Source organism: Streptomyces barringtoniae (genome assembly GCF_020819595.1).
In the GTDB taxonomy this organism is placed as follows: domain Bacteria; phylum Actinomycetota; class Actinomycetes; order Streptomycetales; family Streptomycetaceae; genus Streptomyces; species Streptomyces barringtoniae.
The window spans coordinates 139,009-160,004 of the sequence record NZ_JAJHNP010000021.1; the positions used below are offsets into that span (position 1 = coordinate 139,009).

The 20,996-nt window shown below is 69.8% G+C and carries 22 protein-coding genes; 12 read left to right on the forward strand and 10 right to left on the reverse strand.

The genetic code is table 11. The features are described 5' to 3' along the window. The first annotated feature begins 14 nt into the window (after positions 1-14). From nadC to LMU33_RS31820, 7 genes are all read left to right on the forward strand, one after another. A complete protein-coding gene (nadC, locus tag LMU33_RS31790) occupies positions 15-992 on the forward strand; it encodes a carboxylating nicotinate-nucleotide diphosphorylase (protein WP_228624238.1) in 978 nt (325 codons plus the stop codon). A gap of 5 nt (positions 993-997) precedes the next feature. Beyond that, entirely contained in the window at positions 998-1,795 is a 798-nt protein-coding gene (locus LMU33_RS31795; RefSeq protein WP_031165090.1) for a type III pantothenate kinase, read from the forward strand. A gap of 231 nt (positions 1,796-2,026) precedes the next feature. Further along, the gene (locus tag LMU33_RS31800; protein ID WP_228624275.1) at positions 2,027-2,698 is read left to right on the forward strand and encodes a hypothetical protein; all 672 of its coding nucleotides are present in this window, start codon (positions 2,027-2,029) and stop codon (positions 2,696-2,698) included. 122 nt (positions 2,699-2,820) lie between these two features. Then, on the forward strand, positions 2,821-3,000 hold the full coding sequence (locus LMU33_RS31805) for a hypothetical protein (RefSeq protein WP_228624276.1): 180 nt from the start codon (positions 2,821-2,823) through the stop codon (positions 2,998-3,000). 231 nt (positions 3,001-3,231) lie between these two features. Beyond that, positions 3,232-3,681 (forward strand): BlaI/MecI/CopY family transcriptional regulator, encoded by a 450-nt coding sequence (locus LMU33_RS31810; protein WP_249814505.1) that lies wholly within the window; start codon positions 3,232-3,234, stop codon positions 3,679-3,681. Between the two features lie 9 nt (positions 3,682-3,690). Continuing rightward, positions 3,691-4,224 (forward strand): amino-acid N-acetyltransferase, encoded by a 534-nt coding sequence (locus tag LMU33_RS31815; RefSeq protein ID WP_228624240.1) that lies wholly within the window; start codon positions 3,691-3,693, stop codon positions 4,222-4,224. Positions 4,225-4,427: 203 nt separating this feature from the next. Continuing rightward, complete coding sequence (locus LMU33_RS31820; protein WP_030872805.1) at positions 4,428-4,763, forward strand: histone-like nucleoid-structuring protein Lsr2; 336 nt, start codon at positions 4,428-4,430, stop codon at positions 4,761-4,763. Here the strand turns inward: LMU33_RS31820 and LMU33_RS31825 are convergent. Continuing rightward, positions 4,742-5,401 (reverse strand): SCO3374 family protein, encoded by a 660-nt coding sequence (locus LMU33_RS31825; RefSeq protein ID WP_249814506.1) that lies wholly within the window; start codon positions 5,399-5,401, stop codon positions 4,742-4,744. The genes LMU33_RS31820 and LMU33_RS31825 overlap by 22 nt on opposite strands. A 430-nt stretch (positions 5,402-5,831) precedes the next feature. Between LMU33_RS31825 and LMU33_RS31830 the strand changes: the two genes are divergently transcribed. Next, a complete protein-coding gene (locus tag LMU33_RS31830) occupies positions 5,832-8,357 on the forward strand; it encodes an ATP-dependent Clp protease ATP-binding subunit (RefSeq protein ID WP_228624242.1) in 2,526 nt (841 codons plus the stop codon). A gap of 158 nt (positions 8,358-8,515) precedes the next feature. Here the strand turns inward: LMU33_RS31830 and LMU33_RS31835 are convergent, their stop codons facing one another. Both LMU33_RS31835 and LMU33_RS31840 read right to left on the reverse strand, forming a co-directional pair. Continuing rightward, a complete protein-coding gene (locus tag LMU33_RS31835; protein ID WP_228624243.1) occupies positions 8,516-9,133 on the reverse strand; it encodes an HAD family acid phosphatase in 618 nt (205 codons plus the stop codon). A 189-nt stretch (positions 9,134-9,322) separates the two neighbouring features. Continuing rightward, positions 9,323-9,922, reverse strand: a complete 600-nt coding sequence (locus tag LMU33_RS31840; protein ID WP_228624244.1) for a TetR/AcrR family transcriptional regulator — start codon at positions 9,920-9,922, stop codon at positions 9,323-9,325. A gap of 124 nt (positions 9,923-10,046) precedes the next feature. On the opposite strand from LMU33_RS31840, the gene LMU33_RS31845 reads away from it, so the two are divergent. From LMU33_RS31845 to LMU33_RS31855, 3 genes are all read left to right on the forward strand, one after another. After that, positions 10,047-11,627: an MDR family MFS transporter gene (locus LMU33_RS31845; protein ID WP_443728979.1), complete on the forward strand. Its 1,581-nt coding sequence runs from the start codon at positions 10,047-10,049 to the stop codon at positions 11,625-11,627. A 133-nt stretch (positions 11,628-11,760) separates the two neighbouring features. Continuing rightward, positions 11,761-12,267 (forward strand): helix-turn-helix transcriptional regulator, encoded by a 507-nt coding sequence (locus LMU33_RS31850; RefSeq protein WP_228624246.1) that lies wholly within the window; start codon positions 11,761-11,763, stop codon positions 12,265-12,267. Continuing rightward, positions 12,264-12,710 carry a VOC family protein gene (locus tag LMU33_RS31855; protein WP_228624247.1) on the forward strand — a complete coding sequence of 149 codons (447 nt, stop codon included), beginning with the start codon at positions 12,264-12,266 and terminating at the stop codon, positions 12,708-12,710. Before LMU33_RS31850 ends, LMU33_RS31855 begins: the two co-directional genes overlap by 4 nt. 24 nt (positions 12,711-12,734) lie before the next feature. Here the strand turns inward: LMU33_RS31855 and cseC are convergent, their stop codons facing one another. The 5 genes from cseC to LMU33_RS31880 form a co-directional block, all read right to left on the reverse strand. Then, entirely contained in the window at positions 12,735-14,090 is a 1,356-nt protein-coding gene (gene cseC / locus LMU33_RS31860; RefSeq protein ID WP_228624248.1) for a two-component system sensor histidine kinase CseC, read from the reverse strand. A 13-nt stretch (positions 14,091-14,103) separates the two neighbouring features. Then, complete coding sequence (cseB, locus tag LMU33_RS31865; RefSeq protein WP_228624249.1) at positions 14,104-14,808, reverse strand: two-component system response regulator CseB; 705 nt, start codon at positions 14,806-14,808, stop codon at positions 14,104-14,106. A 37-nt stretch (positions 14,809-14,845) separates the two neighbouring features. Further along, positions 14,846-15,496, reverse strand: a complete 651-nt coding sequence (locus LMU33_RS31870) for a hypothetical protein (RefSeq protein WP_228624250.1) — start codon at positions 15,494-15,496, stop codon at positions 14,846-14,848. Continuing rightward, positions 15,484-16,023: a SigE family RNA polymerase sigma factor gene (locus LMU33_RS31875; protein WP_030751823.1), complete on the reverse strand. Its 540-nt coding sequence runs from the start codon at positions 16,021-16,023 to the stop codon at positions 15,484-15,486. The genes LMU33_RS31870 and LMU33_RS31875 overlap by 13 nt, the downstream gene beginning before the upstream one ends. Before the next feature lie 277 nt (positions 16,024-16,300). Beyond that, positions 16,301-17,176 (reverse strand): HhH-GPD family protein, encoded by an 876-nt coding sequence (locus LMU33_RS31880; protein WP_228624251.1) that lies wholly within the window; start codon positions 17,174-17,176, stop codon positions 16,301-16,303. Between the two features lie 180 nt (positions 17,177-17,356). Between LMU33_RS31880 and LMU33_RS31885 the strand changes: the two genes are divergently transcribed. After that, positions 17,357-18,169, forward strand: coding sequence for a hypothetical protein (locus LMU33_RS31885; RefSeq protein WP_228624252.1), 813 nt, complete (start codon positions 17,357-17,359; stop codon positions 18,167-18,169). Positions 18,170-18,343: 174 nt separating this feature from the next. On the opposite strand, the gene disA is transcribed toward LMU33_RS31885, so the two are convergent. Next, positions 18,344-19,468 carry a DNA integrity scanning diadenylate cyclase DisA gene (gene disA, locus LMU33_RS31890; protein WP_228624253.1) on the reverse strand — a complete coding sequence of 375 codons (1,125 nt, stop codon included), beginning with the start codon at positions 19,466-19,468 and terminating at the stop codon, positions 18,344-18,346. A gap of 80 nt (positions 19,469-19,548) precedes the next feature. After that, positions 19,549-20,958, reverse strand: a complete 1,410-nt coding sequence (radA, locus tag LMU33_RS31895) for a DNA repair protein RadA (protein ID WP_228624254.1) — start codon at positions 20,956-20,958, stop codon at positions 19,549-19,551. Between the last annotated feature and the right edge of the window lie 38 nt (positions 20,959-20,996).

The following is a 20,996-nucleotide window of genomic DNA, read 5'->3' on the forward strand; positions in this document are numbered from 1 at the left end:
GAGCAGTGACAGACGTGAGCACCGACGACCTTCCCCTCGCCCCCACCGGTGGCTGCGGCGACGGCTGTGCCTGTGGCGCGGACGGCGACGAGGAGTACCTGGAGAGCGGTCTCGACCCCGCGCTCGCCGAGCTGCTGGCCGCCGCCGGGCTCGACCCGATCGAGGTCGAGGACATCGCCAACGTGGCCATCCAGGAGGACCTGGACGGCGGCGTGGACGTGACGACCGTCTCGACGATCCCGGAGGACGCCACCGCCACCGGCGACTTCACCGCGCGCGAGGCGGGCGTCGTGGCGGGCCTCAGGGTGGCCGAGGCCGTGCTCTCCGTGGTCTGCACGGACGAGTTCGAGGTCGAGCGGCACGTCGAGGACGGCGACCGCGTCGAGGCCGGGCAGCAGCTGCTGTCGGTCACCACGCGCACGCGTGACCTGCTGACGGCCGAGCGCAGCGCGCTGAACATCCTGTGCCGCCTGTCCGGCATCGCGACCGCCACGCGCGCGTGGGCGGACGCGCTGGAGGGCACCAGGACCAGGGTCCGCGACACCCGCAAGACGACCCCGGGACTGCGCTCGCTGGAGAAGTTCGCCGTCCGCTGCGGCGGCGGCGTCAACCACCGCATGTCGCTGTCCGACGCGGCCCTGGTGAAGGACAACCACGTGGTCGCCGCCGGCGGCGTCGCGCAGGCCTTCAAGGCCGTACGGGAGGCCTTCCCGGAGGTGCCGATCGAGGTCGAGGTCGACACCCTGCACCAGCTGCGCGAGGTCGTCGAGGCGGGCGCGGACCTGATCCTGCTGGACAACTTCACGCCCGACGAGTGCGCGGAGGCCGTCGGGATCGTCCGCGGCCGGGCCCTGCTGGAGGCCTCGGGCCGGCTCACGCTCGACATCGCGCGCGTGTACGCCGACACGGGCGTGGACTTCCTGGCCGTCGGCGCGCTCACCCATTCCTCGCCGATCCTGGACATCGGCCTCGACCTGCGCGAGGCGGAGTAACGGCGATGCTCCTCACGATCGACGTCGGCAACACGCACACCGTCCTCGGCCTGTTCGACGGCGAGGACATCGTCGAGCACTGGCGCATCTCCACGGACGCGCGCCGCACGGCGGACGAGCTGGCGGTGCTGCTCCAGGGCTTGATGGGCATGCACCCGCTGCTCGGCGAGGAGCTGGGCGACGGCATCGACGGCATCGCGATCTGCGCGACCGTCCCGTCGGTGCTGCACGAGCTGCGTGAGGTCACCCGGCGCTACTACGGCGACGTCCCCGCCGTCCTGGTCGAGCCGGGCGTGAAGACGGGCGTGCCGATCCTCACCGACAACCCCAAGGAGGTCGGTGCGGACCGGATCATCAACGCGGTCGCGGCCGTCGACCTGTACGGCGGTCCGGCGATCGTCGTCGACTTCGGTACGGCGACCACGTTCGACGCCGTCTCCGCGCGTGGGGAGTACGTCGGCGGGGTCATCGCGCCCGGGATCGAGATCTCCGTGGAGGCGCTCGGCGTCAAGGGCGCGCAGCTGCGGAAGATCGAGGTGGCCCGGCCGCGCAGCGTGATCGGCAAGAACACGGTGGAGGCCATGCAGGCCGGCATCGTGTACGGCTTCGCGGGGCAGGTCGACGGGGTCGTCAGCCGGATGGCGCGGGAGCTCGCCGACGACCCGGACGACGTGACGGTGATCGCCACGGGCGGGCTCGCGCCGATGGTGCTGGGGGAGTCCTCGGTGATCGACGAGCACCAGCCGTGGCTGACGCTGATCGGGCTGCGGCTGGTGTACGAGCGGAACGTGTCGCGGCTGTGAGGTGACCGGCGCCCGTGCGGGGCGCCGGTTTTCCCATCCGGTATTCCCACCCGTTTTTCCCGCCCGGTTTCCCCTTGGATTTCCCTGGCCTTGCCGCTCCACGCGCGTGCCGTAGCCCCGGTCGGGGGAAACCGGGAGCGACACGCGATCGAAAATCATCCCGATCCGTCACTTTTGTCCGATTAGCGGTAGCGTCGCCGCATGCCCACGCCATACGGATCCCGCGGCGGCATGGCGTTCGGCGCGGAGGAGCTGCGCGTGCTCCGCCGCGCCCTCGCCCTCGCCCTTCACCCCGGCCAAGCGTCCGCCGAGGACGTCAAGGACTGCTACCGGCTCGCCGAGTCGCTCGACGAGGCGCAGCGCGAGGGGGCGAGACTGCGCGCGTTCCTGGTGGCCGACCTCGGCCGGTACCGGGCGGCGCTGCCGGGTACCGCCGCCGGCTACCTCACCCTCCTGGAGGAGGCGCTGGGCGCCGGGCACCGGCCGACGCCGGACGATCTCGCCGCGCTGCGGGCGCTGTGCGGCAACCCGGTGGCGTCGGCGCTGCTGGACCGCTGTCAGGCGCTGGCGGAGCACGACGTACGGGCCCGGTTCGCGCAGGGCTCGCGCAAGGCGCCGGCACCCGCCGTACCGCCCTCCCGTACCCGCCTGCTGGCCCTTCCGGGCGGCGGAGGAGCCTCCATGGTGTGCCAGGCCCAGGAGCGGACCGGAGAGCCGCAGAAGCCCGCTCAGAAGCCTCCGCAGAAACCGGCACCGAAGCCCGCACCGACGCCCGGCGAGCGGCCGGGTACGGAGCCGACGGCGCCGAAGCGGCCCATTCCGACGCCGGGCGAGGTCTTCCCCCGCCGCAAGCCCACGCCGCCGGCGAACCCGGCCGAGACCCGCCAACTGGCCGCCGGCTGACCGACTCCGGCACGCGGCCGGAACCGTTTCCCCGCCCGCACCACCCCTACGGCTGTCCCGGTCGGGTGGTGCGGGCGCACCCCGAACCTTCCGGGTGTCGCCCCGTGGCTACTCTGGAGGGCATGGACTACGTCTCCGCGCTCGTGCCTCCGGTCGTGATGGCCGTGTTCTTCATCGGTGTGGTCAGGGTGATCGTGAAGACCCAGGGCGGGGCCGCCAAGGCCAAGGAGGACGCGGCCGTCGACGCCGCCCTCGCGCGCGCGGAGAGCGTGCGCAAGGTCTCCGCCGGCGGCGACGCCTGAGCCTGCCCGTCAGGCCTCGCTCACGCGCCCCCTCCGGCGTTGCTCCTCCCTTCCGCGCACCTGCCTGCCTGCTCTCGCCGCCGCTGCGAGCTGCCGCCGTACGACTTCGCGTCCTGCGCCCTTTTTGTTCGTGTTCATGGTCTTAGTGCACGTCCGGCACGCCATTGGCCGGATCTCCCACTATTGTTCTGAGTTGTGCCTCGCCCATTGGGAGAACTCGAAGACGCGGTCATGACGCGGGTGTGGAAGTGGAACCGCCCGGTGACCGTTCGAGAAGTCCTGGAAGACCTCCAGCAGGAACGCTCGATCGCGTACACCACCGTGATGACCGTTTTGGACAATCTCCATCAGAAGGGCTGGGTGCGCCGCGAGGCGGAAGGGCGGGCCTATCGATATGAGGCCGTCTCCACGCGCCCTGCGTACGCCGCCGCCCTCATGAACGACGCCTGGTCGCAGAGCGACAACCCGGCCGCCGCTCTTGTCGCCTTCTTCGGGATGATGAGCGAGGAACAGCGCCAGGCCCTCCGGGACGCCGTACGCATCGTCCAGGGCCCGGAAACCGTTCAGGCCCCGGAAGTGCGGCAGCAGGAAGCCGCGCAACAGGAAGCTCCGGAACAGCAAGCACCCGAAGCCCGGGAAGAGGAGAACCCCGGCTCGGCACCGGACGCGGACGGGCGATAGCGTCCGCTCATGTCAGCAGAGCGTCCCGAAGTCTCCGCAAAAGCCATCACGGTCCGGCGCGCCCGGACCAGCGATGTCCCGGCCGTACGCCGCCTCCTCGACGCCTACGTCCGCGACCGCATCCTGCTCGACAAAGCCACGGTCACGCTTTACGAGGACATCCAGGAGTTCTGGGTCGCGGAACGTGACGACAACGCCGACGTGGTCGGCTGCGGTGCGCTGCACGTCATGTGGGAGGACCTCGCGGAAGTCCGCACTCTCGCGGTGAAGCCCGGCCTCAAGGGCGCCGGCGTCGGCCATCAGTTGCTGGAGAAGTTGCTGCAGACCGCGCGCTGGCTCGGCGTTCGCCGGGTTTTCTGCCTCACCTTCGAAGTGGACTTCTTCGGGAAGCACGGCTTCGTGGAGATCGGGGAGACACCGGTCGACACCGATGTGTACGCGGAGCTGTTGCGTTCCTATGACGAGGGCGTCGCCGAGTTCCTGGGTCTCGAACGAGTGAAACCGAACACCTTGGGCAACAGCCGGATGCTTCTGCATCTGTGATCGTCATTGCCCAGGTGCCCTATGTCCGAAACGCGCATGTTTCCGGACGGGGGTGGTCCGTCGGCCCTCTCCCAGGGGTTTGTGTTTTTCCGGCAAAAGCGGTTTGCTTTCCGACGTACTGCAGTACTGCATATAACAGGGGCGGCGAAACGGCGGACGCCGCACACCCCTGGTCCTCAACGTTATCGATGAAAGGAAATCCGGTGGCACAGAAGGTTCAGGTCCTTCTTGTCGACGACCTCGACGGCGGCGAGGCGGACGAGACCGTGACGTTCGCGCTGGACGGCAAGACGTACGAGATCGATCTCACGACCGCGAATGCGGACAAGCTGCGTGGCCTTCTCGACCCCTATGTGAAGGGCGGTCGCCGCACCGGTGGCCGTGCGTCGGGCGGACGCGGAAAGGCGCGTGCCGCTTCCGGCGGCAGCCAGGACACCGCGGCGATCCGCGCCTGGGCGAAGGAGAACGGTTACGAGGTCAACGACCGCGGTCGTGTTCCCGCGTCCATTCGCGAGGCCTACGAGAAGGCCAACGGCTGATCCCGCAGGCAGGCGGACGGCAGTCCCGCGCGCGGGCGCCGCAGCCGGACCCGGTGGCACTGTGCTGCCACCGTGTCCAGCAGTCGTACGAGATCGGGGGCGCTCCTTTCGCGCCCCATGGCCGGCATCGCCGGCAGCGAGGCCTCGAGCTCGCCTCCGGGCCCAGGGGGCCGCAGCCACACGGCGGCCCCCTGCACCGACCCTGGCCACCCGTCCCCTCCGGCCGCGCTCAGCGGTGGGACCGGTGCCTCCACCGCCTCGCCCGTCCCGAGGACCCGCAGGTCGAGGGCCACGGCGCTCCACTCCAGCCAGTCCAGCAGCCCCGGCAGCTCCTCCGCGCTGCCCGCGGCCACCAGCAGCTGCATCCGGTCGCCCCGAAGGGCCACCGGAGAGTTCGGCGCGAGATGCCGGAGCGCCCCCGCGCCCGCCTCGGCCGGCACGTCCAGGACGTCGAACCGCACCCCGGTGAGCAGCCGCAGCGGCCGTCCGGGCACTGTCGCCCACCCCAGATCGTTCTCGTACCAGTGCCGGACCCGGTGATCCGGGCCGTTCGGCAGATCACCGGTGTCCGGTACGTCCGGATCCAGCGGGCGACGGGGAAGGGGGACTGTTGAGGCCACGGGGACCGAGCCGACCATGCCAAGGGCAACCGCCGGAGCCGCCGGGAGGTTACGTTGGGTTCCAGATCGATCGCGCAGAGTGCCGAATCAGGGGGCGCGCGGGAGTGCGGGGAGGCGCAAGGTTGTTCGCCCATAGCGGAGCGAACCGGTGCGCGCCGCATGGAGTGTCCGTCCCAGCGGGTAAGACATCCCTAGTGGGAGGGGGCGACACGCAGGAGGTCCCGTCTCACGTTCGCCATCGGCGTACTGGCGATGGGGGTAACTGCCTGGCCTGCGGGAACATCGTCTCGCACCATCGGGTTGGAGCAGATGTCGGCGTCAGGGGTCAGGAGGCCATCGACGGTGTCGGCAGTTGGAATGAGCGGTCCCCGCTTGCGGGACTAAGCTGCGGAAGGACAGGGAGGGGAAGTTCCCCCCACTGCCTGACCGCTCTGAGGAGCGATTAACGATGTTCGAGAGGTTCACCGACCGCGCGCGGCGGGTTGTCGTCCTGGCTCAGGAAGAAGCCCGGATGCTCAACCACAACTACATCGGCACCGAGCACATCCTCCTGGGTCTCATCCACGAGGGCGAAGGTGTCGCCGCTAAGGCCCTGGAGAGCCTCGGCATTTCGCTTGAGGCGGTCCGCCAGCAGGTGGAGGAGATCATCGGTCAGGGCCAGCAGGCCCCGTCCGGGCACATCCCCTTCACCCCTCGTGCCAAGAAGGTCCTGGAGCTGTCGCTCCGCGAGGCTCTTCAGCTGGGCCACAACTACATCGGCACGGAGCACATCCTGCTCGGCCTGATCCGTGAGGGCGAGGGCGTCGCCGCCCAGGTCCTGGTCAAGCTGGGCGCAGACCTCAACCGGGTGAGGCAGCAGGTCATCCAGCTGCTCTCCGGTTACCAGGGCAAGGAGACCGCCGCCGCGGGCGGCCCGGCCGAGGGCACCCCCTCGACCTCTCTCGTCCTGGACCAGTTCGGCCGGAACCTCACCCAGGCCGCTCGTGAGTCCAAGCTCGACCCGGTCATCGGGCGCGAGAAGGAGATCGAGCGGGTCATGCAGGTGCTGTCCCGCCGTACCAAGAACAACCCGGTGCTGATCGGTGAGCCCGGCGTCGGCAAGACCGCCGTCGTCGAGGGTCTCGCCCAGGCCATCGTCAAGGGCGAGGTGCCCGAGACGCTCAAGGACAAGCACCTCTACACGCTGGACCTCGGCGCCCTGGTCGCCGGCTCCCGCTACCGCGGTGACTTCGAGGAGCGCCTGAAGAAGGTGCTCAAGGAGATCCGCACCCGCGGCGACATCATCCTGTTCATCGACGAGCTGCACACGCTGGTCGGTGCGGGTGCCGCCGAGGGCGCCATCGACGCGGCGAGCATCCTCAAGCCGATGCTGGCCCGTGGCGAGCTGCAGACCATCGGTGCGACCACCCTGGACGAGTACCGCAAGCACCTGGAGAAGGACGCGGCCCTGGAGCGCCGCTTCCAGCCCATCCAGGTCGCCGAGCCGTCCCTGCCGCACACGATCGAGATCCTCAAGGGCCTGCGTGACCGGTACGAGGCGCACCACCGCGTCTCCATCACGGACGAGGCCCTCGTCCAGGCGGCCACCCTGGCCGACCGGTACATCTCCGACCGCTTCCTGCCGGACAAGGCGATCGACCTGATCGACGAGGCCGGTTCCCGGATGCGCATCCGCCGGATGACCGCTCCGCCGGACCTGCGCGAGTTCGACGAGAAGATCGCCGCCGTCCGCCGGGACAAGGAGTCCGCGATCGACTCGCAGGACTTCGAGAAGGCCGCCTCCCTGCGCGACAAGGAGAAGCAGCTCCTCGCCGCCAAGGCCAAGCGGGAGAAGGAGTGGAAGGCCGGCGACATGGACGTCGTCGCCGAGGTCGACGGCGAGCTGATCGCCGAGGTCCTCGCCACGGCCACCGGCATCCCGGTCTTCAAGCTGACCGAGGAGGAGTCCTCCCGCCTGCTGCGCATGGAGGACGAGCTCCACAAGCGGGTCATCGGCCAGGTCGACGCCGTCAAGGCGCTGTCGAAGGCGATCCGCCGTACGCGCGCCGGTCTGAAGGACCCGAAGCGTCCGGGTGGTTCGTTCATCTTCGCCGGCCCGTCCGGTGTCGGTAAGACCGAGCTGTCCAAGGCGCTCGCCGAGTTCCTCTTCGGTGACGAGGACGCGCTGATCTCCCTCGACATGTCGGAGTTCAGCGAGAAGCACACGGTGTCGCGTCTCTTCGGTTCGCCCCCCGGATACGTGGGCTACGAAGAGGGCGGCCAGCTGACCGAGAAGGTCCGCCGCAAGCCGTTCTCCGTCGTCCTCTTCGACGAGGTCGAGAAGGCCCACCCGGACATCTTCAACTCGCTGCTGCAGATCCTGGAGGACGGTCGCCTGACCGACTCCCAGGGCCGGGTCGTGGACTTCAAGAACACGGTCATCATCATGACGACCAACCTCGGCACCCGCGACATCTCCAAGGGCTTCAACCTGGGCTTCGCCGCCGCGGGCGACACGAAGACCAACTACGAGCGCATGAAGAACAAGGTGTCGGACGAGCTCAAGCAGCACTTCCGCCCCGAGTTCCTCAACCGCGTCGACGACGTGGTCGTCTTCCCGCAGCTGACGCAGGAGGACATCCTGCGGATCGTCGACCTGATGATCAGCAAGGTGGACGAGCGACTGAAGGACCGGGACATGGGCATCGAGCTCTCCCAGTCCGCCAAGGAGCTGCTGGCCAAGAAGGGTTACGACCCGGTGCTGGGCGCGCGTCCGCTGCGCCGCACGATCCAGCGCGAGGTCGAGGACACGCTCTCGGAGAAGATCCTCTTCGGTGAGCTGCGTCCCGGTCACATCGTGGTCGTGGACACCGAGGGCGAGGGCGACGCCCAGACCTTCACCTTCCGCGGCGAGGAGAAGTCGGCGCTGCCGGACGTCCCGCCGATCGAGCAGGCTGCGGGTGGGGCTGGGCCCAACCTGAGCAAGGAGGCGTAAGCCTTCGGCGAATCGGCCGAGTCGAAAGGGGCCGGTGCCTTTTGGGCGCCGGCCCCTTCGCTGTGCCCGGCGGCCCTTTCAGGCTCCATCCGCCGCCCCCGTGGCCGTACGACGGCCAGAAGTACGGATGGAGCCCGGCCCGGCGATGCGGCCTCGCGTCAGGACAACTGCCCGTTGTAGTCGGGGAGTTTGAAGGTCTTCTCGGCATGGCCGCCGGAAAGGTCGGTGGCGCTGTTGCCGATGTTCGCGATGATGGTGTAGCCCTTGTTCTCGATGTCGACGCGCTGGGCGGTCTTGTAGGCGGCGACATCCTTGAACAGGTCGAACAGGCCGCGCACATAGAGGCCGGAGACGTCGTAGCCGTCGTACTCGAGGTTGTACTCGGTGGGCAGGTAGATGATGCCCGGGCGGGCCGTGACGAAGAACAGCGAGACGCCGTGTTCCTGGGCGTACTTGGCGACGTTCAGGACGGGCCTGTTGGCCGGCTGGGGGTAGCGGAAGCCGAAGTCGGTCTCCAGCGTGGTGTTGTCGATGTCGAAGACGATGGCCTGCTTCTCGCCCGGCTTCGCGTCGTCGATCCGCTCCTTCACGTACGGCAGGGCCTGGTCCATCACGGCCTGGCAGTCCTTCTGCCAGGTGGCGTAGTCGACCTTGGCGGCAGGGCTGCCGGCCGTCGCCGTGTCGTCCGCCGCCTGGGCCGGGGCGGCCATCGCGGCCAGGGCGGCCACGGAGACGGCGGTTGCGGATATGCGGAGCGCCCAGGGGCGTCTGGTCATCGGTGGGGGTCCTCTCACGTCTGTACGCGTACCTGAAATGTCAGGGGCATGATCTGAGGCGAGGATGGCGTGAGGGGAACCGTAGGGTTACTGAACGGTAGGTGGCCAGAGGTATGCGTCACATTTCCAACTGCCAACGGCCTGCGGGCCCGTGTACGTCCGCGAGCTGTGCGCAGGCCGGCAGCCGGGTCAGTCCTGTCGGCCGGCGTGCCGGTGTGCCTGAGTGACCAGGTCCAGGGCGACTTCGAGAACGGCTTCGCGCCTCTTCTCGGAGTCGCCTTCGAGGTCCTGCATCAGGAACATCCCCGCGTGCAGGGTGAACATCGCGCTGACCGAGCGCACCTGGTCGACGAGTTCGGCCTCCGGGTCGATGAGGATGTCCCGCAGTTCGCGCATCCGGTCCTTGAAGATGTCGCCGATGCGCAGGTCCCGGACCGTGCCCTGGTTGTCGTGCATGAAGCGGAAGAGCGGTTCGGCGCCGGCCAGCACGAGGCTGTAGCGCCGCATCATCTCCTGCTTGGTCTCCAGGGTGTGCGGCTGGCTGCGGCCCCACTCGATCAGGTCGCCGATCGGTTTCGTCAGATCCTCGAAGAGGCTGACGATGATCTCTTCCTTCGTCTTGAAGTGGTAGTACAGGGCTGCCTTCGTGACGTCGAGACGCTCGGCGATCTCGCGCAGGGAGGTCTTCTCGTAACCCTGCTCCGCGAAGAGCTCGAGCGCGACGTCCTGGATGCGCTGGCGGGTGTTGCCGCGGCGCTGCTGCTTGGTGCCGTCCATGGTGACGCCCATCCTCGTACTCCTTGCGCTCCCGCGGAAACTTACTTGACGCCCGGCTAGTAGCAGGTCTAGTTTCCCAGTGTAGTGAACTAGCCGGGCGGCAAGTAAGTGGCCGCCGTAGGGGGAATGGGAAGAGATGGCGGACACGGTCGAAGGCGTCATGGAAAGCAAACCCGAGGGCAAACAGCCCAAGAGCGTGCGGGTGGTCCTGCTCGCGCTCATGATCGCGATGATGCTCGCGATGCTCGACAACATGATCGTGGGTACGGCGATGCCGACGATCGTGGGCGAGCTGGGCGGTCTGGAACACCTCTCCTGGGTGGTCACCGGCTACACCCTGGCCACCGCGGCCTCCACCCCGATCTGGGGCAAGGTCGGTGACATGTTCGGGCGCAAGGGTGCGTTCCTCACCTCGATCGTGATCTTCCTGATCGGCTCGGCGCTCAGCGGCATGGCCCAGAACATGGGCGAGCTCATCGGCTTCCGGGCAATCCAGGGCCTGGGCGCCGGCGGTCTGATGGTCGGCGTGATGGCGATCATCGGCGATCTGATCCCGCCGCGGGAGCGCGGCAAGTACACCGGCATGATGGCGGGCGTCATGGCGCTGGCGATGATCGGCGGCCCGCTGGTCGGCGGCACCATCACCGACAACTGGGGCTGGCGCTGGTCCTTCTACATCAACCTGCCGCTCGGTGCCGTGGCCCTGGCCCTCGTCAGCGCCGTTCTGCACCTGCCCAAGAAGCGGGCCAAGGCGCGCATCGACTACCTGGGCGTCGCGCTGCTGACCGTCGGCATCACCGCGATCGTGCTGGTCACCACCTGGGGCGGCACCGAGTACGCCTGGACCTCCGCCCGGATCATGGAGCTGACCAGCATCGGCGTCGTCGCGCTGATCGGGTTCGTCTGGTGGCAGGCCAGGGCCGTCGAGCCGGTCGTGCCGCTGCACATGTTCCGCAGCCGCAACTTCACCCTGATGTCCGTCATCGGCTTCATCACCGGCTTCGTGATGTTCGGCGCCACGCTCTACCTGCCGCTCTACCAGCAGTCGGTGCAGGGCGCCTCCGCCACCAACTCCGGTCTGCTGCTCCTGCCGATGCTCGGCGCGATGCTCGTGACCTCGATGGTCGCGGGCCGGGTCACCACCAACAGCGGCCGTTACAAGATCTTCCCGATCGTCGGCGGTGCGCTGATGATCGTCGGGCTGTATCTGCTGTCGCTGATGGACACGGGTACGACCCGGCTGACCTCCGGCATCTACATGGCCGTGCTGGGGCTGGGGATGGGCTGCCTGATGCAGATCACCATGCTGGTGGCGCAGAACAGCGTGGAGATGAAGGACATGGGCGTCGCGTCCTCGTCCACGACCCTCTTCCGTACGCTCGGTTCCTCCTTCGGTGTCGCCATCATGGGCGCGCTGTTCAACAACCGCGTCCAGCACGTCATGGCCGAGCGGGCCGGCTCGCTGGGCTCCAAGATCACCGAGAAGTCCGCGCAGCTGGACGCGAAGCACCTGAAGCTGCTGCCCGCGGTGGCGCGGGAGGCGTACCAGCACGCGGTGTCCGCCGGTACGCACTCGGCGTTCCTGCTGGGCGCGGGGATCGCGGTGATCGTGCTGGTCGCGGCGCTGTTCGTGAAGGAGGTGCCGCTCAAGAGCGGGAAGCCTTCGGCGGAGAGCGGCGAGGACGCGGCTCCGGTGCAGGTCGTCGAGGCCGTCTGAACCCCGTCCGAGCCCCTTTGAGTCCCACCTGAACTGAAGAGACCCCGGGTCGGTGTCCGCCCCCGGGGTCTTCTTCTTTGCCCGTCTGCGCTGGTCGGCGCCGTTGTCAGTGCCCCGTGTCACCATCGGCTGCATGGACAAGGTGCGGCGGCTGCGTCTGGCCAAGGACGCCATGGACCGGGACTGGGCGGACCCCGGTCTCGATCTGGACGCCGTGGCGGCGTGCGCCGGGTACTCGCGGTATCACTTCCTGCGGGCCTTCAAGGACGTCTACGGCGAGACCCCGGGCCAGTATCTGACCCACCGCCGGATCGAGCGGGCCGAGGAGATGCTGCGCTGCGCCAACCTCACCGTGACCGAGATCTGCACACTGGTCGGCTTCAGCAGCCTCGGCACGTTCTCCGCCCGCTTCAAGGCCCGCACCGGGCTCACCCCCAGCGAGTACCGCGCGCGGCACGTGGGGCGCGGGGCCTCGCTGATACCCGGGTGCTACGCCATGCTCTGGGCCGGCGGATTCAGCACCGCAAGATCGGAGAAGCGCTCCGGGTCCGGCTCTGCCTACGGTGACGAAGGGGAGTCCGCCCCGGCGGACGGCACCGCCGACGTCATCAGCACCACCGACAGGAGAGCAGATCCATGATCAAGGGGCTTGCCATCACGACCGTCTGGGTCCTGGACCAGGACCGGGCCAAGGAGTTCTACACCCAGAAGCTGGGTCTCGAGGTCCGTACGGACATGACCATGGGAGAGGGCGGCATGCGCTGGCTCACCGTCGGCGCCCCCGGACAGCCCGACGTGGAGCTGACGCTCATGGTGCCCGGGCCGCCCGCGATGGACCCCGAGTCCGCCGAGATGATGCGCAAGCTAGTCGCCAAGGGGGCGCTCGGCGCGGGGGTGCTGGCGACGGACGACATCCACGGCGACTACAAGAAGCTCAAGGAGCGTGGGGTGGAGTTCCTCCAGGAGCCCCAGGAGCGGCCGTACGGCACGGAGGCGCTCTTCCGGGACGACTCCGGCAACTGGTTCTCCTTCACACAGCGGCGGGAGGGGGGCCTGGACCTGGAGCGGGACTGGGCCTGCTGAGCGCCTGTCGGCTCGGTACGGCGCTCAGGTCGCGCCCCCCGACAGCGGCAGCGTCGGATAGCTGCCCGTGGCGGTCGGTGCGTGCTCCGGCAGCCACAGCACCGCCACCGCGCCGTCCGCGGGGATGCCGTCGGGGGCCCCGACGGGCCGTACGTTGCGGAACGTCAGCCGGGCGCCGAGCACCCGGGCCTGGCCTGCCGCGATGGTCAGGCCCAGCCCGTGGCCCGTACCGGCGCGGTCCTTGCTGCCGGTGCGGAAGCGGCTCGGCCCCTCGGCGAGCAGTTCCTCGGGGAAGCCCGGACCGTGGTCGCGGACCCGGATGACCCGGCCCTCGACGGTCACTTCGATCGGCGGCCTGCCGTGCCGGGCGGCGTTGGCGAGCAGGTTGAACAGCACCCGCTCCAGTCGGCGCGGGTCGGTGGTGACCTCCGACTCGTGCACCACCCGCACCTCGATCTGCGGGTCCTTGGCGGCCACGCGCCGGGTGACGAACTCGCCGAGCATGATGTCCTGCAGCTCCGCCCGCTCCGAGGCGCCGTCCAGGCGGGCCACCTCCAGGACGTCCTCGACCAGCGTGCGCATCGCCTTCGCCCGGTCCAGCACCAGTTCCGTGGGGCGGCCGGGGGGCAGCAGTTCGGCGGCCGTGAGCAGGCCCGTCACCGGGGTGCGCAGCTCGTGCGCGATGTCGGCGGTGACCCGCCGCTCGGCCTCGAGACGCTGTTGCAGCGCGTCCGCCATGGCGTCCACCGCGCGCGCCAGATCGTCGGTCTCGTCCCGTACGACCCCGCCGATGGCCTCCCGCACCCGGACGTCGGTCTCCCCCTTGGCGACCTGGTTCGCGGCGGCCGCCGCCTTGCGCAGCCGCCGGGACAGCTGTCCGCCTATCAGCACGCCGAGCGCGCTGCCGCCGAGCACGACCGCCACGGATCCGATGACCAGGGCCTGGTCGAGGTCCTTCATCACATCCGTGGAACGGTCCGGCATATGGGTGTGCAGGGACAGCACACGCCCGTCCTTCGTCGGCACGGCCGACCAGATGTCCGGCACCCCGTCGTGGTCGATGACATCGCTGGCCTTCCTGCCGTCCGCCACCTTCTCGCGCAGTGACTCCGGCAGTTGGGGGTCGTCGAGCTTGATGTTGGGAAAGTTCGGCCGCCGGCTCGCCTCGTAGTTGTGCTGTGCGTACTGGACGCGCTGGTTGGCCAGGTCGCGTGCGTTGTCGAGCATCGAGACCTGGGCCGCGTTGTGCACGACCAGGCTCAGCGCGATCGCGACCAGGCCGGCCACCAGCGCGATCGCCGCGCTGAGCTTCCATCTGAGCCCGGTGTGCAGGCCGGCGCGCTCCATGCGCCGGACCGGGTAGCGAAGGATCCCCCGCATGCCGCCGCCCCGCTCAGGCCTTCAGCTTGTAGCCGAAGCCGCGGACCGTTTCGATCCGGTCCTGGCCGATCTTCTGGCGCAGCCGCTGCACATGCACGTCGACGACCCGGGTGTCCCCGCCCCAGCCGTAGTCCCAGACCCGCTCCAGCAGCTTGTCACGGGAGAGCACGGTGCCCGGTGCCGAGGAGAACTCCAGCAGCAGCCGCATCTCGGTCGGGGTGAGCCCGACCGGCTGCCCGGCCCGGCGCACCTCCATGCCCTCGGTGTCGATCTCCAGGTCCCCGAAGGTGAGCACGCCACCGGTCACCGTGTCCGCGGCCGCCTCGCTCCGGTCGTTGCCGCTCGCGTGCCCGAAGCGGCGCAGCACCGCCCGGATCCGCGCGACCAGCACGGCGCCGTCGAAGGGCTTGGTCACATAGTCGTCGGCGCCCGCCTCCAGGCCGAGGACGACGTCGATGGAGTCGGCGCGCGCCGACAGCATGATCACCGGCACGGTCGACTCGTCCCGGATACGACGGCACAGGCTGACGCCGTCCAGACCGGGGACCATCACGTCCAGCAGGGCGATGTCGGGGCGGTTCGCCCGGAACGCCTCCAGGCCCGACAGACCGTCGGGCATGGCGGTGACCGCGAAGCCGTCGCGCTCCAGAGCGAGCTGGGTTGCCTCGCGGATGACGTCGTCGTCCTCGACGAACAGGACGTGGGTCTGGTCTGCCATCCCGGTGCTCTCAGTCCTCGTGGTGTGCGTGTGGCGGTCAGTTGTCCGGCACGGCGGCCGCATCGCCGCCGGCCTGGCTGTAATAGGTGTCGTGGCTGTTCAGCTCGGTGAACCTGCCCGTCCTCCACCTGTACTTGATCACGGTCTCCTTGGTCGGGTTCGACACCGCGTCGCCCGTGTCGTAGACCTGCTTGGTCACGGTCAGGTCGGTGCCGTCGATCTCCGCGACGACCGGAGAGTCCTCCGCCTTGAACACATTCTTGTACGAGCCCCCGACGTCCCGGTACACGTATGTGCCGACGCCCACCCAGTCGCCGCAGGTCATCACGTTGACGAGGACGTCGTTGACGGATCCGTGGGTCAGATCGCCGTAGGTGACGTCGACAGGGTAGTCGTCGCCGCTGCACGCCTTCAGACCCCGCTTCACCGTCGTGGAGACCTCAGGGTCCTGCTTGATCAGCGAGACCGGGTCGACCCGGCGGTAGGTGTGGGTCGGGCTGGGCGTGGGGGAGGAGACGGCTCCCGCGACCGCCGTGGCGTGCGCGGGGCCCTCGTCCCGGGTGCCGGTGCCCCCGGTGCCGCACGCGGCGACGAAAAGGGCGATGGCGGCGAGCGCGGCCCCCGCCGCGATCACCGCCTGTGTACTGCCCCGGGCCCGGTCGGGCCCGGCCCCGGTCAGGCCGCGCAACGCTCCCGCTCCTCACGCTCCAGCGCGCGTGCGTCCAGATCGCGGGCCTCCAGCTCCTCGCGGAGCCGGGCGAGCGCCCGGTGCAGCGTGCTCTTGACCGTACCGGCCGACATGCCGAGGGCCGCGGCCGTCTCCTCAGTGGACATCTGCTCCCAGTGTCGCAGTACTACAACACTGCGCTGCTTCGGTGCGAGCACTTTCATGACATCCATCAGCAGGGCCCGGTCGGCGTGCTGCTCGGTGGAGTCGTCCACGGACGCGTCCGGCAGCTGCTCGGTGGGGACCTCCTCCAGCTTGCGCGCCCGCCACCACTCCGTACGGGTGTTGATCATGACCCGGCGCAGATAGGCGTCGGCGAGCCGCTTGTCGGCGATGCCCTCCCAGCGGCCGTACGTCCGTACCAGCGCCGTCTGCAGCAGGTCCTGGGCGTCGACCGGGTCCGGGACCAGCCGACGCGCGCTGCGCAGCAGCGCGTCCTGCCGGGTGCGGACGTACTCCTCGAATTCGAGCACCTCGCCCTGCGCCATGATCAACCGCCTCCGTTCCCCGTTCACTCCGGCTCATTGCCTGAAGTCCTGCTTGCTTTCCCCGTGTCCGGTGGTCTGCCGGGCACGGAAAAGAAGCTACGGAGTGGTTGTCACGGCGCTGTCCGAACCAGCCTGCGGCTAGCAATCGGCTATCCGTCGGTTGTGTAACGGAAGCCGGAACGGGGTAAGTAGGTGGCCCGTTATGTCCCTTTACGTGCACCTTTGTCGGGCTGTGGGTGCCGTAACAGAGCGGCGGTCGCTGTGACTTGGCTGTCCGTCAGCTGAGCGGCAGCCGATACAGACCGCCCGGCAGCGGCTCCACCAGACCGTCCGCGACGAGCCCGTCGAGCGCGCGGGCGCGCTGCACCGGCTCGTGCCACACCCGGTCCAACGCCGTGTGTGGCACCGGCGCGTGCGCCTCCCGCAGTACGGCGAGCAGCTTGCCGCGCACCTGCCGGTCCGTACCGGCGTACGTCTGCCCGCGGCGCGGCGGCCCCGCGTGCTCCGGCTTGCCGGCCAGCCGCCAGGCGCACTGCGCGGCGATCGGGCAGCGCCCGCACCCCTCGTTCTTCGCCGTGCACACCAGCGCGCCCAGCTCCATGGAGGCCGCGGCCCAGCGTGCGGCCGTCCGCTCGTCCTCGGGCAGCAGCTCACGGGCGAGCCTGCGCTCCGCGGCCGTGGTCGCGTTCGGCGGGTACTGCACGCCCGTCACCGCCCGCGCGAAGACCCGGCGCACATTGGTGTCCAGCACCGCATGCCGCTGCCCGTACGCGAACGAGGCCACCGCGGCGGCCGTGTACTCGCCGATGCCGGGCAGTGCCAGCAGCTGCGCGTGGTCCGTCGGTACGTCGCCGCCGTGCCGTTCCGCTATGGCGACCGCGGCGCCGTGCAGCCTGAGTGCCCGGCGCGGGTAACCGAGCCGGCCCCAGGCGCGCACCGCCTCGCCCGGCGCCTCCTTCGCGAGGTCGGCGGGGCGCGGCCAGCGGGCCAGCCACTCCTCGTAGACGGGCAGCACCCGGTTGACCGGGGTCTGCTGGAGCATGAACTCGCTGACCATCACACCCCACGGGCCCGCCTCCGGGCGGCGCCAGGGGAGGTCGCGGGCGTGGGCGTCGAACCAGGCGATCACAGGGGTGTGCAGCTTCTCAGTCATGGCCTTCCGATCCTGCCACGGCTCGGCCCCCATGGCGGGTGACGGCACGGTCACCCACCGTGGCGAAGATGGGAGCGCCTTGGGGGGTACGGCAGTTGCCGGAATGATGATCCGGAAAAGTTGGTGCTCGCGCGGCGGGTGGGGCAAGCAAGCACGGGGTTCTCTCGTACAGTTTGCGCCGTGGGATCTCTGCGCAATCCGGTCGGGCCGCTTCCCTCCTCCATCTACTGGCGAAGGAGGGTCGTACTGCTGTCGGTGATGGCCCTGTTGGCGCTGCTCATCACGTGGATCGTCACCGCCGGCGGCGGCGGGGGCGGCAAGCAGAACGCCGGCGGGTCCGACGGCAAGAATCCCGCGCCCACCATCACTCCGGGGCCGTCCTCGTCCGGGCCCGCGATCAGCCAACACCCGGGCGGGCGCGACGACTCGGGCGGCGGCGACTCCGGTGGGAGCGACTCCGGTTCCGGCGGCGGCAGCGGTTCCGACACGGGCTCCTCCGGGTCCGGTGACGGCTCGGCCGGCGGAACGGGTACGGCGTCCGGCGGGGGCAACGTCGTTACGGGCGACGCGCTTCCGGCGTCCTCCACGCTGCCCGACTGCGCCTCCTCAGCAGTGACGTTGAGCCTGCGGAGCCTGCACAACTCCTACTCGCCGGACCAGGCACCGACCTTCCAACTCACCGCGAAGAACGGCTCGTCCACCGACTGCAAGGTCGATCTCGGGCCGAAGAGCGCGGTGTTGACCATCACGTCGGCGGACGGAAGCGCCGTGATCTGGTCGTCGGCAGACTGTCCCCAGGGCGCGGGGAGCCTGCCCTTCCGGGTGCCGGCGGGGCAGAGCATCACCTACACCGTGAAGTGGGACCGCAAGCCCAGCGCCCCCCAGTGCGCCACGCCCTCCGGGGCCTCCGCGAAGACGGGCACGTATCTGTTGGAGGCCAAGGCGCCGGGGTTCGGCAAGCTGCAGGCTTCGTTCGTGCTGTCGGCCGACTGAGGGGCGGGCGGCACGGTTCGTTGCCGGGAGCGGCTGAGCGGGGCTGATCGCGCAGTACCCCGCGTCCCTTGAGGAAGCTGCAGGTCGCCTGCCCAAGCGGCGCGAGCAACCACGACGGACCCCCTGCCGCCGGACGGCATACGCCCCCCGAGCCGGCAGGCGCCGGGCCCCACTTCAGACGTACCGCTCCAGAATGGAGGACTCGGCCAGGCGCGACAGGCCTTCCCGTACGCTCCTCGCCCGGGCCTCTCCCACGCCGTCCACGGTCTGCAGGTCGTCCACGCTCGCGGCGAGCAGCTTCTGCAGGCCGCCGAAGTGCTCCACCAGCCGGTCGATGATCGCTCCCGGCAGACGCGGAACCTTGGCCAGCAGGCGGAAGCCCCGCGGGGACACCGCGGAGTCGAGGGTCTCAGGCGAGCCGGTGTACCCCAGCGCCCGCGCCACCGTCCCGAGTTCGATCAGCTCGGCGTGGGTCAGCGCGTCCAGCTCGGAGAGGGCGTCCTCGACCGTGCGGGACCGCTTCGCCGTCGGCTCGGGGACGTAGTCCCGCACGACCAGCTCACGGTCGGGCTCGACCCCGGCGATCAACTCCTCCAGCTGGAGCGCGAGAAGACGACCGTCCGTGCCCAGTTCGACCACGTATTCGGCGATTTCGGTGGCGATGCGGCGGACCATCTCCAGGCGCTGTGCGACGGCGGACACGTCCCGCACCGTCACCAGGTCCTCGATCTCCAGTGCCGAGAGGGTTCCGGCCACCTCGTCCAGCCGCAGCTTGTACCGCTCCAGCGTGGCCAGTGCCTGGTTCGCGCGCGAGAGGATCGCCGCCGAGTCCTCCAGGACGCGCCGCTGACCGTCGACGTAGAGGGCGATCAGGCGCATGGACTGCGAGACGGAGACCACGGGGAAGCCGACCTGCTTGCTGACCCGGTCCGCCGTACGGTGCCGGGTGCCCGTCTCCTCCGTGGGGATGGTCGGGTCCGGCACCAGCTGCACGCCCGCGCGCAGGATCTTCGACAGGTCCGACGACAGCACGATGCCGCCGTCCAGCTTGCACAGCTCCCGCAGCCGGGTGGCGGTGAACTCCACGTCCAGGACGAACCCGCCCGTGCACATCGCCTCGACCGTCTTGTCGGAGCCCAGCACGATCAGCCCGCCGGTGTTCCCGCGCAGGACGCGCTCCAGGCCGTCACGCAGGGCCGTACCAGGAGCCACGGCGCTCAGCGAGGCGCGCATCAGGCCATCGGAACCGGCACTCCCACCGATTTTTCCGGGAGCTGCTGCCCGGTCGTTGGCTGCCACTGCACTCCTCCGGTCGCAGGTTCTGACGCGCTCCCGCACCCGCACTCGGTTCGTACGGACGGGCGAGACCAGGGCAAAGTCTACCGGCGGTCCTCCGCCTCCCGCGGGGCCTCTCGTCGACGGGAGCGCGGCAGCACCCGCAGCGCGTCCCCCATGTCGGCGACTTCCAGGACCTTCATACCCGCCGGCACCTTGCCCGGATCGGTCGGCACGAGCGCGTGTGTGAAGCCCAGCCGGTGCGCCTCGGAGAGCCTGCGCTGCACGCCCGTGACCCGTCTGACCTCGCCCGCGAGGCCCACCTCGCCGATCGCGACCAGGTTCTTCGGCAGCGGGGTGTCGCTGGCGGCGGAGGCCAGCGCGAGGGCGATGGCGAGGTCGGCGGCCGGCTCCGACAGCTTCACCCCGCCGACCGTCGCCGAGTAGATGTCCCGCTTGCCGAGCGCGCTGATCCGGCCGCGCTGCTCCAGGACGGCCAGCATCATGGACACCCGGGAGGTCTCCAGGCCCGAGGTCGTACGCCGCGGGGAGGGGATCTGGGAGTCGACGGTCAGCGCCTGCACCTCGGCCACCAGCGGGCGGCGGCCCTCCAGGGTGACGGTCAGGCAGGTGCCGGGGACCGGTTCGTCACGACGGGTCAGGAAAAGTCCGCTTGGGTCGGCAAGGCCCGTGATGCCCTCGTCGTGCAGCTCGAAGCAGCCGACCTCGTCCGTGGCGCCGTAGCGGTTCTTCACACCGCGCACCAGGCGCAGGCGCGCGTGCCGGTCGCCCTCGAAGTGCAGGACGACGTCCACGAGGTGCTCGAGGAGGCGCGGGCCCGCGATCGCCCCGTCCTTTGTGACGTGGCCCACGAGGAGCGTGGACATCCCGCGCTCCTTGGAGGCGCGGATGAGCGCGCCCGCGACCTCCCTCACCTGGGCCATACCGCCGGGCGCGCCCTCGATCTCCGGGGAGGCGACCGTCTGTACCGAGTCCAGGATCAGCAGGGACGGCTTGACCTCGTCCAAGTGGCCGAGGACGGCGGACAGATCGGTCTCGGCGGCCAGATAGAGCTCGTCGTGGAGGGCGCCGATGCGGTCCGCGCGCAGTCGCACCTGGCTCGCCGACTCCTCGCCGGTCACATAGAGAGTGCGGTGCTCGGCGCTCGCCGACTTGGCGGCCACGTCCAGCAGCAGCGTGGACTTGCCGACGCCGGGCTCGCCCGCGAGCAGCACCACAGCGCCGGGAACCAGGCCGCCGCCGAGCACCCGGTCCAGCTCGGGCACGCCGGTCGTCCGGGCGGTGGCCTGCCGCCCGTCGACCTGACCGATGGGCAGCGCGGAGTTGGTGACACGGCCCGGTGCCGTCGTACGGACCGCGGGCGCGCCGTATTCCTCGACCGTGCCCCAGGCCTGGCACTCGGGGCAGCGGCCGAGCCACTTGGCCGTCTGCCAGCCGCACTCGGTGCAGCGGTAGGACGGGCGGTCCTTGGTGGTCTTGGTACGGGCAGCCATGCGGAAACCGTAGCCCGCGGCACTGACAACGGATCCCC